The following is a 13,078-nucleotide window of genomic DNA, read 5'->3' on the forward strand; positions in this document are numbered from 1 at the left end:
TTCCTGTTGTACTTTATATTTACAATCCTTCTACTTAGGACACTAGATGTTGAAGATGGTAATATTTATGATTTTCTAGTGATAAGATTAAAATGGACACTAATTTAAGGGGGACTTTTTAATGCAAAAAATTGCCATTATCGGCGGAGGTCCTGCTGGATTAACGGCAGCGATAGATGGTGCCAAGAATGGATTAAGTGTAGATTTATATGAACAATATCATATTGGTGATCATATTAGATGTGCCGAAGGTTTTTTTGACACATTAAATATGCTAGGAGAGCCAAAAGCTGGAGTTCGTTTTAAGGTAGATGAAATGAAATTTAAGGTTAAGCATGAGTATGTATTTCCTAGTGATGATCAAACAAATCTTTGGATGATTGACAGACGTGAGTGGCAAATTGGATTAGCAGAAGAAGCTCGTTCTTTAGGTGTTACTATTTACGAAAATACAGCCATTTCAAAAGACAAATTTAAAAAGCTTGTTCAAGCGTATGACTGGGTAATTGATAGTTCTGGAGCTCCATCTATTACGTCTAAAGTGTACGGATTTAATCATTTCTATAAAGAGACATCAGGTCTTACCGTTCAATATACATTACTAGGTGATTTTAGTAAGTATAATGGAAAAATTTTTGCAGCTCTAATTGAAAACTATTCGGGTTATTACTGGATATTTCCAAAATCAAATCATGAAGCAAATGTTGGATTGATCTTCTTTAAAAACACCAAAGAAAATCTATGGGATGAATTAGAAAAGGTAATTGAAAAAGAAGGATTAGCCTCTTATACAAAAACAAAAAAGCTAGGGGGAATTTGTCCAGTTGTTCAACCTGAAAAACTAGTATATGGAAATGCTTTACTGACAGGAGATGCAGCAGGATTAATCTCGGCTTTGCATGGTGGGGGTATTGATAATGCTTGCATCTCGGGTAAAATTGCCATTGAATGTATTGCAAAAAATGAAGTTGATCAATATAAGTCTAAAATTAATGACGTATTAGGAAAGAAACTTGCTGGTGAAACACGTCTAGCAAACTTAGCTTACAAATTAAATCCAAGTATATTGGATAAAATCGTTAAAGTAATCCATCGTTCCAATAAACCATTAGGTGCATATGCTTTTTTAAACGGAAATGGAGATGCTTTTGAAAAAATCGGGTTACTCAAGGGAATTATTCCTTCAATTTTGAAAAACTAATAGTAGCTTTACTTATGCCCTTTAGTCCTCTATGACGGAAGGGTATTTTATTTTGCTTTTATGGAGTGAGCTATAGATAATGTAGCAATGGACAGTTTAGTTTAATAATAATGAGGAAAGTATAAATAGTGAGGAGCAAATAGTCCTTAGTAATTTAATCTGCCAGCCCATCGTTCTAAGAGCCAAAAAGGTTTTAAAATGACAGATTTTAAATAGAAAGAACTAGGAGTGATACCATGGCGATGTGTCCTGTATGTAATTCATTAAAAGTAGTAGAAATAGATTGTCCTAACTGTAGTACTCTATTGAAAAACGACGGGAAAGTAGCTGATTTTATGGACCCTTACAGTCATTATGAGGATGAAGAGACTGTAAAGATGGGGGATGGCTATTCAAATACAGCTAAAGATCAGATTTGCCCTCATTTAATGGTTTGTCAAAATTGTGGATATGATAAGGTAATATTTATACAAGAAGTGTAGCTATACTTTTTATAAACTGAGTATTAATACGATGCTCTTTATGTCACAAAGTGAAAATGAGGGATAATATGGAACACAACACACATTACTTTTGGGCAGTTCAATTACCGGAAAATATTAAACAAAGTATTCACGAGGAGATGATGAATCTCAAATCAATTTTTCAGTTTAAACGATGGGTACATATGAGCGATTATCATATCACCCTTTCTTTTCTCGGATCGATGGATGCACAAAGACAAGATTCGGTGATTGATTTAGTAGGTAATGCGATAAAAGATGAAAAAGCCTTTAAGCTGCAAATTCAAGGTATTAATATTTTTGGGGATCAGAAATCTCCACGAATTTTTTGGGGTGCGGTTAATCACGAAAGGGCATTATTCCATCTTCAAACAATTGTACAAGAAAAATGTCAGGAAGCTGGATTCACCTTGGAAACCCGTCCGTATCATCCGCATATTACCATAGCAAGAAAATGGAGTGGAGATGAAGAATTTAATATGGAGTTTTTAGAAAGGTATAATCCCTTTCAAGAAAGTCTGTTGTCTTTTCAAGCCAATAAAATCGTGTTATATAAAACAAACCTAGAGAAAACACCTAAATATGAACCAATTGAAACCTTTACCCTAATAGAGTGATTCACTATAGATTTACGGTAAAGTATAAGATTGTAAACAGCAAGGAGATGTATGAGATCCAAGAAACCATCCCAAACTTTCGGAGCAAAAGGATGGTTTCATCATCAATAGTTAAGTGATTTATTTCACCTCATTTAATCCCTTTCCTTGAAGAATCCTTTGAATCCCTTCTTCACAAAATCCGTAAGAACGCCAGGAACAAGTTTCACAGACTGTTTGAATATCAGATGGAATAACATGTTTTTGAATCCGGGATTCAATGTCCTCCCATTTTAAAATTTGCCCAATTTCTAATCCAACTTTTTCTAAAATTTTGGCATCCATTTGAAAAATGTCATTATCTTGACAGTGATATTCCCCAGAGTTTGGATACTTTTCACATAATTGATCAGGTCCATTTACAAGCTGAACCAAAGTCTTAGGATGGTTTCTCAAGGATTGATGTATGTGAGTCATATTTTTAACGTATTCTTTTGAATAGCCCATTCCGCGATAGCCTAGTAGACAAAAGATATGATGCCCTCTTAATCGGTACATTGTTCTCCCCCCCAGTTGCATCAAACTTATAAGTAAACCAAATTGTATATTTAGTTAACTTAATGATAATCATACCATAAAGACAAGAAAAAAGTGCTAGGTCCTTTAGGATGAATGAAAATGGAGCTATCTAAAAAGCTTTTATTCAAATAAAGAAAAATAAAAATCTGCTTATTCTATCGTAAAAATAAACAGATTTTTTATTGAGCATATATACTTGTTAATCTACATTTCAGGCTGCGAGCCCTCGAAAGAATTTCTTTCGTTCCAAGTGTTTCAGGGATGTTTATTCACTGTCCTACGGGAATAGTAGGAGCTGAAGTACCAAGACTGAGTTCGTGCCCGAGGAAGCCCCTAGCTGAAAAAGAATCAATATAGCAGAAAAGTATCCCTTTGTTTAGGGTGTTATTTTACTTTTTGGACAACTCCAATTTTTATTGTCATGTACCTATTAATCCCTTTGTTATCGAATTTATAGAGTTGTTAAGTATTAGTCGAATTTTTCTGCATCTCCATCAAAGGGTTGGTTTGCAACTTTAATGGAACCGCTTGGACATTCATCCCATGCATCTTCTAAATCATCGTAAAGATCTTCAGAAACAGCAGCAGTTCCTTGATTATCATCTAGAATTACGTGAGAATGTCCTTTTTTATCATGGCTAAAAATATCTGGTGCTATATCATTACATGCGCCACAAGCAATGCAAGTTTCTTTATTAACAATTGTGTATTTCATTATTATTTCCCCCTAAGTTTTTTGCTCTTATGATTAAGCATTGGTCATGTTATTTTTTTCTTTCATTATGGTTGTACTGTGAAGAGCCTGCATATCAGCTGTTGGGTCAATATATACTTTTGCACTACTAATAGCGACAGGTGCTTCTCCAAATCCAGTAGCAATCAATTTAATCTTTCCTTCATATGTGCAAATGTCTCCTGCAGCATAAATGCCTTCTATATTTGTTTCTAAATTACTGTTGACAACAATTGAATTATTTTCAATTTCAAGCCCCCAATTTTTGATGGGGCCAAGTGAAGTAGCAAATCCATAATTGACAATTACAGCATCTATGCACAAGGTTTCTTTACGAGTTCCTTTTACCTCTTGAAGTACGACCTGTTCAATCTGATCTTCTCCAATAAGTTCGGTGGGGACAAATGGTGTCATCACTTCAACAGAAGAATTTTTTAAGTTCTCGACGCTCTGTTCATGAGCACGAAATGTATCTCTTCTGTGTACTAATGTGACATGTTGAGCAATTGGCTCTAACATTAAAGCCCAGTCAACAGCTGAATCACCTCCACCAAAAACAACTACTCGTTTTCCTGTAAACTTATTTAAATCATTAATAAAGTAATGAATATTACGTCCTTCATATTTCTCTATGCCGTCAAGTTGCAATTTTTTTGGTTGAAATGCTCCGTTACCAGCTGTGATGAGTATGGTTTTTGAGTAATGGATTTCTGTATTTGTTATTAGTTTAAATGTACCATCAGGCTGTTTTTCAAGTTGTTCAACAGATTGCTCAAGACATATAGTAGGATTAAATAGTCCCATTTGTTCTTTTAAATTATTGACAAGTTCTTGAGCACGGATTTTTGGAAACCCTGCAATATCATAAATATACTTTTCAGGATATAATGCAGATAATTGTCCACCTAGTTGCGGAAGATTTTCAATTATTTTCACTGATAGTTGCCTCATACCAGCATAAAAGGCAGCAAATAATCCTACTGGCCCTCCACCAATAATCGTTATGTCAAACACTTGATCATTTTGTGGCATTCAATGCACGCTCCTCACACAAGATATCTAATTTTTCTATACCATTCACTGTGAAACAAGCTAAACATAAATTTCACTTGATTAAAGTGATTTATGAATTATCTTATTTCTATGAGTTATTCTAGTGGAGAAAAATGAAAATACAGTGAAATCCATAACAATATTAAAAAAAGGATAATGCAATAACTTAACAGGGAAATTCCTGATAGGGCAACTATGTGATATAGTATTTCTATTCGATGTATTCAAAGTTGAAAAGATTTGAGTGGCGCAAATCCAAGTTTGAACGTTTAAAATCAGACTTTTTATAGATTCATTTTTTCAATAATTATTGTCAAAAGCCAAATCTAAAAAAAGCCTCTAGTCAGAGGCTTTTTTTACTACATTTATAAGTGAAAGAAACGCTGCGTATTTTCAATAGAATGTCTTATTATTTCTTCAGGAGAAACATGCATATATTTAGCAATTTCACCAACAATATGTGGAAGAAAAGCAGGTTCATTTCTACCATGTTTAGGCTTTGGCTTTAAAGTTCGAGGTGTTAAATAAGGGGCGTCAGTTTCAATCATTAATCGATCAAGCGGAATATATTGCACGGCTTCTTGTAATTCTTTGCCTCGTCTCTCGTCACAAATCCATCCTGTAATACCAATGTGAAAACCTAAGAATACTAATTCTTTTACTTCTGTTTTATTCCCTGTAAAACAGTGAACTACTGATTTTTCAATTTGATCTGGATGATTTTTCATGATTTCAACAAATCGTGTATGGGCATCTCGAACATGTAAAAAGAGTGGCATATCCATTTCTTTTGCCAAATCTAATTGTGCTTCAAAACATTCTTCCTGTATATTTTGGGGAGAGTACATCCGATTAAAATCTAATCCACATTCACCAATGGCCACAACTTCTTTTTGATGAGCTAACTGACGTAATTCTTGGATTGAGCCTTGATGAAATTCACTTGCATCATGTGGATGAATTCCTGCCGTTGAAAAGAGAATATCGGGAAAACGTTTTGCAATGTGAAGGCTTTCCTTACTTCCTGCTAAACTTGAGCCTGTGAGAATCATCTGTCCAACACCATTTTGAATAGCACGTTCAATGACTTCCTCACGATCTTTTGTAAATTGTTTTTCTGTTAAATTGAGACCAATATCTATTAATGACTGCATTTAAGTTCCTCCTAAGAGCTAAGCTACATTACATTTGATGATGTATATGTATATATTAGAGAAATAAATTGCATGTGTATACTAATCGAAATCAAATAAACTTTTTGGATTTTAAAACCACCTAAAGAAGTTCTTTAGGTGGCCTAAGTAATATGCTTACATCTAGATTGATTAATAATCAATGATTATAGTTTGGACGAAGACGGCAGTGCCAGATATAGCAATTTTTAAATCGTTGGTATTTTGAATATGTACTGTGACACGCCCATCTCTTTTTAACTCTTGTCCTTGTTCCACAATTAGAGAATAGTTTTCTTTTCGATATGGCTTTACGTAGGTTGCATAGAATGCCCCCATTACTCCTGATGCGGTACCTGTAACAGAATCTTCAATTGTTCCAGAATAAGGAGATGAGAAGTGGCGCGCATGCATATCGGCATCTAAATTAAAAGCTTTGAAGCTAAATGGATGAACAGATGCTTTTGGCATTTCTTTTAATATTGTTGGAAAAGTAGCCGTATTGGGTTTCATTTTTTCGAATGATTCAATAGTAGAAATCGGAATACACAGTGTCCATTGACCTGTGCTACCATAAACGATTGGATATCGTGTATCAATCTCATTTTCTTCTATATTTAATGCAGAAGCTAGTTTCTTTTTTGAACCGTTAAATTTAACAAATTGAGGAGATGCATGTTCCATTCGGATTTGGTAATGCGATCCTATTTTTTTTACATGAATCGATAATGTTCCAGCAAGTGTCTCAATAGTATATTGCTCTTTTTCAGGTAGCTTTTTCTGTTCAATTAAAGCTACCATACTTGCCATCGTAGCATGACCACACAATGGTGTTTCATGCCCAGGTGTAAAGTAGCGTATGCGAACATCTGCAATAGCAGAAGAAATAGGAAAGGCACATTCATTGAATCCTACTTTTTTAGTAATAGCTTGCATATCTTCGGTTGTTAACTTTTCGGAATTTAATATAATGCCGGCCGGATTTCCTTTTCCAGGCTTTGTAGTAAAGGCATCATAATGATAAACTTCTATTTGTGTCATTTATGATCACAACCTTTATATTGGATTTTATTTCCATGTTTATAACATGATATATTATCATGATAGTAATTACTAGGTAGTTCGTTGAAAACTTGGATGATTTTCTTAAAGAACTTCAAATAAAAAAATCAACATTTAGGTTCAGTGTTCAAAAAAATAATGAAATGATCATAAAATTAGGGAGGAATTTGATTAATGGAAAACAACGATATATTAATAAGACTAAGATATGCTTTGGATATTAGAGACAAAGACATGGTCGAGATTTTTAAACTTGGCGGTATAGAAGTAACAAGAGACGAATTACGAAAGATCCTTATTAAATCAAAAGATGAGTACTATGAAGATGAAATTGATGAAGAATCCGAAGATCAGATGAAATGTAATGATAAGATGTTAAAATCCTTTTTAAATGGCTTCGTAACGTTTAAAAGAGGACCGCAACAACCTAAACCAGGACAACCTAAAGATCAAGATGCTGCTGAACAGAGCAAAGACCACGTCAATAATATGCTTTTAAAGAAATTAAAAGTGGCTCTTCAATTAAAAACAGAAGATATGCTAGATATCCTTGATGATGGGGGTATTGCTGTTTCAAAAGGAGAATTAGGCGCAATTTTAAGAAAAGCAGGACATCGCAATTATAAAGAGTGTGGCGATAACTTTGCACGTAAATTCTTAAAAGGGTTGACTGTAAGATATAGAGGATAAGGTAATTAGGATATATTCAATTTATAAAAAAGCTTCTTTCTTATTAAAATGTCCTTTACAAAGGGGACATTTTATTATGGAAAGAGCTTTTTCCTTTTTTTGATTATGCTTAATAGCATAAAATACTACGCAGAAGAAAAAGGAGGAAGTACTGATGGAAATAGGTGTAACAACTTTTGTAGAAACAACACCAGATGTACAAATAGGCGAAGTTAAAAGTCATGCTGATCGGATACGTGAGGTTATAGAAGAAATTGTGTTAGCTGATCAAGTAGGATTGGATGTATTCGGGGTAGGGGAGCATCATCGAGCTGATTATGCATGTTCGGCACCTGCAGTTCTACTTGCAGCAGCTGCATCACAGACAAAACACATTAGATTGAGTAGTGCGGTTTCTGTAATATCTTCGGATGATCCAGTACGTGTCTATCAAGAATTTGCAACACTTGATGCGATATCAAATGGACGAGCAGAAATTATGGCTGGTAGAGGTTCATTTATTGAATCATTTCCGCTTTTTGGTTATGACTTGCAAGATTATGATGAATTGTTCGATGAGAAATTAGATTTATTATTAAAAATTAGAGAATCTGAAAAAGTAACATGGAGTGGGAAACATCGTCCAGCTATTAATAATCGAGGTGTTTATCCACGTGCAGTTCAAAACCCATTACCCGTTTGGATTGCCAGTGGTGGAACACCTCAATCAGCTGCACGTGCAGGTTTTCTTGGATTACCGCTTGTACTAGCGATTATTGGTGGAAGTCCTTTGTATTTTGAATCAGTTGTTGAAATATATATAAGAGCGGCAAAACAGGCTGGACACGACGTTTCAAAGTTGAAAGTTGCTTCACATTCTCACGGTTTTGTAGCTGAAACAACAGAAATTGCAAAAGAAAAATTTTATCCATCAACTGCTCAGGCGATGAATGTCTTAGCAAAAGAACGAGGTTGGGAACCTTATACGCGTCAAACCTTTGAAGAAGCAAGTAGTTTAGAAGGTGCTTTATATGTAGGTGACGTTTCAACAGTAGCAGAAAAAATAATCTTCCTTCGTAAGAACGTTGGGATTACAAGATTTATGCTTCACGTTCCTGTTGGGTCAATGCTACATAAGGACGTGTTGAAAGCCATTGAACTATTAGGTACTGAAGTGGCACCAATTGTTAAAGCTGAAATTGATCGCTGGGAAGAGGAGACTGAAAATACTTTTTAAAATAGGATGTTAGCTTTCATTTTTTATACGATCTAAAAACCCCTTCTGATGTTAGATCGTTCCTAACATAGGAGGGGGAGTTAAATAGTTAAGGCAGTTAATGCCTTTCTTCTTCTTTAGCAAATGGTTTTTTTGGATGAACCGTACCAAATGGATGTTGTGGGGGTGCATAAATGGAATACAGTTTAATCGGTTTGTTTCCCGTATTCACTAGATTATGCCATGTACCAGCAGGGACGATGAAGGCAAATCCATCTTTGACTTTTCTTTCAAAGTTCAAGTTATATTTATGATCCCCCATTTGAACAATTCCTTGCCCTTCTTCAATACGTACAAATTGATCTAAATGGGGATGAACTTCTAAACCAATATCCTCTCCAACATTAATGCTCATCAAAGTAAGTTGTAAGTGTTTTCCTGTCCATAAAGCAGTACGATAGGTTTTATTTTGCTCAGTAGCTTTCTCAATATCCACTACAAAGGGTTTCGGACCATAATCCCTCAATACAATTGAGCGTTCTTCTTTCTTAGATTTTGAAAAATCAAAGCTCGATTCATCATTCATATCTTGTGTAGCAAACTGTCCTGGAAATACAGGGTGATAGGGGGTAGGTGAGTAAGAATAAGGTGACAAACCATAAACATTGTACATATGACTATCGTGATACATTGCTTGAGAAAGGCAATATGGACATGAACAAGAATTATACATATGACTCATTCCTTTACTTTAGGCTTCCCCATCATTTTATTCTCTCATTTAAAAATTGTGATTTATTATTTGGCACTATAGATGGAAAGAATGGATTCTGATGAAGGAATTCGTTCTGTATTTTCTCCAATAATTTAGAAGTAATATGAAAATTCAATACATATCTGTCAGCATAATCTCGTTAATGTAAATAGAATGTAAACATATTTACAAATAAAATAACGAAAAACATGGAGTGTTATTAGTATTTTTGTAAATGTGAGATTTACATTTTAATAAATACATTTACTTTAAATTAATATTGTATACACAGTAGGATAACAATTCAGCTTTATTATAAGGTTGTAAGCCGATAAGAGAAAAAAAGATGGAATTGATAAAGGGAGGAAAAGAAAGTGAAGTTTTCAGGTTTAAAAATGTCAATGGTTGGATTAATTTTAGCAGGTGCTTTAGCTGGTTGCGGAAATGCTCAAAATAGTAGCGATGATAGCACTAGCGGTTCTGATAATACAAATAATGCAAAAACAGCAGAAATCTCTGGATCAGTTACTGCTGCTGGATCAACTGCTCTTCAACCTCTAGCTGAAGAAGCTGCAAATGAAATTCAAGGTACTAACCCAAATCTTACAGTTACTGTACAAGGCGGGGGAAGTGGAACTGGTGTAAACCAAGTAGCTTCTGGTGCAATTGATATTGGCAACTCTGATGTTCCTTCAGCAGATAAATTGGAAGATAAAACAAAAGCGGACAAGCTTGTTGATAATAAAGTAGCAGGAATTGCCTTTGCAATGGTAGTAAATAAAGATGTTAAAGTTGATTCTTTAACAGAAAAACAAATTCAAGATATTTTCTCAGGGAAAGTTAAAAACTGGAAAGAAGTTGGCGGAAACGATGAAAAAATCAATATCATTAACCGTCCAGCATCTTCTGGTACACGTGCAACATTCGAATCAACTCTTATGAAAGACGCTAAAATCAATGATAGTCTTGGAACAGCACAAGATTCAAATGGCGCTGTTGAACAATCAGTTAACTCAACACCAGGTTCTATTAGCTATCTAGCTATGTCTTATCTAGTAGGCGACAAAAAGGATGCTTTAAAAGTATTAAAGATTAATAATGTTGAACCAACTACTGAAAATATCGTAGCTAAAAAATATCCATTCTGGTCATACGAATACATGATTACAAATGGTGAACCAAAAGATGCTATCAAAGGATTTATCGACTATGTATCTGGTGAAGACTTTGCTGACACAGTGAAGAAAATGGGTTATATCCCAATGTCAGAATTAAAATAATTAGTATCAGATAAAGTAAACCTTTCATCAATGGGGAGTTCATCACCCCCATTGATGGTTAGTTAAACAAATCGGGCTTTTACGGGCAGTTATCCCTCCCAAGCTTCTTCGTTCTCTCTCAATCTTGAGAAGGGGTCTTACTGTCGGTTAATGCAGGATAAAATAATAATGAATGAAAAGATGAGGCTGGCTACTGGCCAGCCTTTTCCATTTGTAAGGTGGTAATAAGATGAAGGGGCAAAAATCTAGAAATTATTTTGTAAGTGAGTATATTGGCAAAACTCTCGTAACAATTTGTGGGCTTCTAATTGTTATTGTAACACTTTCAATCATTGCTTTTATTTGTGGTAAGGGACTTCAATCATTCTTACATGGTGAAATTTCATTTTGGGATATGATTACATCCACAAATTGGAGTCCAAATGATCCGGAGAAAAAATCGTACGGTGCATTGATTTTTATTGTAGGTTCCACTCTAGTATCATTTGGTGCAGCGATAATTAGTACGCCAATTGCAATCGGGATTGCTGTATTCAATAATTATATTTCTCCAAAGTTTGGTGCTACATTTGTAAAACCGGTTCTTGAATTGTTCTTAGGAATTCCTTCAGTTGTATATGGATTTTTGGGCGTTACAATCCTTGTCCCACTTTTACGAAATCAAATGGGCGGAGTAGGCTTTAGTTTACTAGCAGGTATTATCGTATTAAGTGTTATGATTCTACCTACAATTGCTAGTATTGCTGATGACGCGATTAAAGGTGTCCCATTTGACTTTTTAGAAGCTTCATATGGACTAGGTTCTACTCGTTGGCAAGCAATAAGACGCATTATTATTCCTGCGGCAAAAAATGGTATTTTAACTGCTATCGTATTGGGATTAGCTAGAGCATTCGGTGAAGCATTGGCCGTCCAAATGGTTATTGGGAACACAGTCAAATTACCGGATAGCTTGTACAGTCCAACTTCCACATTAACAGGCATACTTACGATGGATATGTCTAATACCCTAAATGGTACTGCGTGGAATGATGCTCTTTGGAGCTTAGCAATGATCCTATTGATCATTTCATTCTTATTTATTTTATTCATTAGAATGATTGGTAAGAGGGGTATTCAAAATGAACTATAAAATGAAGAATAACAATCAAGCACGAATCATAAACAATATTTGGACAGCTATTTTTTATGGGATAGCTATCTTAGTAATAGCGTTATTAGTATTTATAGCTGAAAAAATTATCACAATGGGTTGGGGATTTTGGAACCCTGATTTCCTTTTTGGTCGCCCAAGTAACACAATGGCTGGCGGCGGTATAGGACCACAGTTATTCAATTCCTTCTATTTGCTAATCATTTCCTTAATCGTATCGTTCCCATTAGGACTAGGAGCTGGCATATATCTAGCTGAATATGCTAAAAAAGGAAAATTTATAGACTTTGTTCGACTATGTATTGAAACAATGGCTTCACTACCATCCATTGTCGTGGGTCTTTTTGGATTACTAGTCTTTGTAACATTTGCACATTGGGGATATACATTAATTGGTGGTGCATTAGTTCTCACAATTTTAAATCTCCCAAACTTAACAAGAATATGTGAAATGGCTATTAGTTCAGTTCCAGCAAGCGTGAAAGAAGCGAGTCTTGGATTGGGCGCAACTAAATGGCAAACAATTATAAGAGTATCGATTCCAACTGCACTTCAAGAGATTATTACCGGGGTCATTTTAACTGCAGGTAGAATATTTGGTGAAGCGGCAGCACTAATTTACACTGCTGGCTTAACTACTCCAATGCTTAATACCGCGGCAGATTTTAATAGTCCTGTAAATCCTTTTAATATATTTAGACCGGCAGAGACTTTGGCAGTGCATATTTGGAAGTTGAATTCTGAAGGTATTGTTCCTGATGCGCGTGAAATCGCAACAAAATCAGCAGCAATATTAATCATTATGGTGTTCGTATTTAATATAGCAGCTCGCTTAATTGCCAAGATTTTAGATAAACACTTTAAAGGTTCTGTAGGCGGGAAACAGAAAAAAGTAAAAAATAAGTTAAAAGCAAGCTAATAAATTGATTTGATCAAATGATACAAACACATTAAATATACTTTACTAGACTGCTGAACTTCCGATTTGTTCGGAGGTAAGGTAGTCTAATTTTTAAATCTATATCAAATAATGTTGGTATCAGAACCAATTAAATTACATAAAAGTTTTTAAGATGAATAATACGCAAGAGGTTGTAATAATTTTTT

The 13,078-nt window shown here is 34.7% G+C and carries 14 protein-coding genes; 8 read left to right on the top strand and 6 right to left on the bottom strand.

What is annotated here, in order from left to right:
- Window positions 1-121 precede the first annotated feature (121 nt).
- The 3 genes from CEF14_RS16755 to thpR all read left to right on the top strand — a co-directional run bounded on the left by CEF14_RS16755 (window position 122) and on the right by thpR (window position 2,321).
- Window positions 122-1,201: an NAD(P)/FAD-dependent oxidoreductase gene (locus CEF14_RS16755; RefSeq protein WP_102693878.1), complete on the top strand. Its 1,080-nt coding sequence runs from the start codon at window positions 122-124 to the stop codon at window positions 1,199-1,201.
- A gap of 236 nt (window positions 1,202-1,437) precedes the next feature.
- Complete coding sequence (locus CEF14_RS16760; RefSeq protein WP_102693879.1) at window positions 1,438-1,683, top strand: hypothetical protein; 246 nt, start codon at window positions 1,438-1,440, stop codon at window positions 1,681-1,683.
- 68 nt (window positions 1,684-1,751) lie between these two features.
- Complete coding sequence (gene thpR, locus CEF14_RS16765) at window positions 1,752-2,321, top strand: RNA 2',3'-cyclic phosphodiesterase (RefSeq protein ID WP_102693880.1); 570 nt, start codon at window positions 1,752-1,754, stop codon at window positions 2,319-2,321.
- A gap of 120 nt (window positions 2,322-2,441) precedes the next feature.
- On the opposite strand, the gene CEF14_RS16770 is transcribed toward thpR, so the two are convergent.
- The 5 genes from CEF14_RS16770 to CEF14_RS16790 all read right to left on the bottom strand — a co-directional run bounded on the left by CEF14_RS16770 (window position 2,442) and on the right by CEF14_RS16790 (window position 6,878).
- The gene (locus CEF14_RS16770; RefSeq protein WP_102693881.1) at window positions 2,442-2,858 is read right to left on the bottom strand and encodes a DUF1284 domain-containing protein; all 417 of its coding nucleotides are present in this window, start codon (window positions 2,856-2,858) and stop codon (window positions 2,442-2,444) included.
- A 490-nt stretch (window positions 2,859-3,348) separates the two neighbouring features.
- Window positions 3,349-3,594: a ferredoxin gene (locus CEF14_RS16775; RefSeq protein ID WP_407690462.1), complete on the bottom strand. Its 246-nt coding sequence runs from the start codon at window positions 3,592-3,594 to the stop codon at window positions 3,349-3,351.
- A 33-nt stretch (window positions 3,595-3,627) separates the two neighbouring features.
- Complete coding sequence (locus CEF14_RS16780; RefSeq protein ID WP_102693883.1) at window positions 3,628-4,644, bottom strand: NAD(P)/FAD-dependent oxidoreductase; 1,017 nt, start codon at window positions 4,642-4,644, stop codon at window positions 3,628-3,630.
- 386 nt (window positions 4,645-5,030) lie between these two features.
- Window positions 5,031-5,819, bottom strand: coding sequence for a TatD family hydrolase (locus CEF14_RS16785; RefSeq protein WP_102693884.1), 789 nt, complete (start codon window positions 5,817-5,819; stop codon window positions 5,031-5,033).
- Window positions 5,820-5,990: 171 nt separating this feature from the next.
- Window positions 5,991-6,878, bottom strand: coding sequence for a PhzF family phenazine biosynthesis isomerase (locus CEF14_RS16790; protein ID WP_102693885.1), 888 nt, complete (start codon window positions 6,876-6,878; stop codon window positions 5,991-5,993).
- A 195-nt stretch (window positions 6,879-7,073) separates the two neighbouring features.
- On the opposite strand from CEF14_RS16790, the gene CEF14_RS16795 reads away from it, so the two are divergent.
- Complete coding sequence (locus CEF14_RS16795) at window positions 7,074-7,589, top strand: YehS family protein (protein ID WP_102693886.1); 516 nt, start codon at window positions 7,074-7,076, stop codon at window positions 7,587-7,589.
- Window positions 7,590-7,743: 154 nt separating this feature from the next.
- Complete coding sequence (locus CEF14_RS16800; protein WP_102693887.1) at window positions 7,744-8,805, top strand: LLM class flavin-dependent oxidoreductase; 1,062 nt, start codon at window positions 7,744-7,746, stop codon at window positions 8,803-8,805.
- Window positions 8,806-8,902: 97 nt separating this feature from the next.
- Here CEF14_RS16800 and CEF14_RS16805 read toward each other — a convergent pair whose 3' ends face one another.
- Window positions 8,903-9,475, bottom strand: a complete 573-nt coding sequence (locus CEF14_RS16805) for a cupin domain-containing protein (protein ID WP_407690479.1) — start codon at window positions 9,473-9,475, stop codon at window positions 8,903-8,905.
- A 437-nt stretch (window positions 9,476-9,912) separates the two neighbouring features.
- On the opposite strand from CEF14_RS16805, the gene CEF14_RS16810 reads away from it, so the two are divergent.
- The 3 genes from CEF14_RS16810 (at window position 9,913) to pstA (ending at window position 12,890) form a co-directional block, all read left to right on the top strand.
- A complete protein-coding gene (locus CEF14_RS16810; protein WP_102693889.1) occupies window positions 9,913-10,818 on the top strand; it encodes a phosphate ABC transporter substrate-binding protein PstS family protein in 906 nt (301 codons plus the stop codon).
- A 229-nt stretch (window positions 10,819-11,047) separates the two neighbouring features.
- A complete protein-coding gene (pstC, locus tag CEF14_RS16815; RefSeq protein ID WP_102693890.1) occupies window positions 11,048-11,950 on the top strand; it encodes a phosphate ABC transporter permease subunit PstC in 903 nt (300 codons plus the stop codon).
- A gap of 1 nt (window position 11,951) precedes the next feature.
- A complete protein-coding gene (gene pstA, locus CEF14_RS16820; protein ID WP_102694444.1) occupies window positions 11,952-12,890 on the top strand; it encodes a phosphate ABC transporter permease PstA in 939 nt (312 codons plus the stop codon).
- The last annotated feature ends 188 nt before the right edge of the window (window positions 12,891-13,078 follow it).

This window comes from Rummeliibacillus pycnus (genome assembly GCF_002884495.1).
Lineage (GTDB): Bacteria > Bacillota > Bacilli > Bacillales_A > Planococcaceae > Rummeliibacillus > Rummeliibacillus pycnus.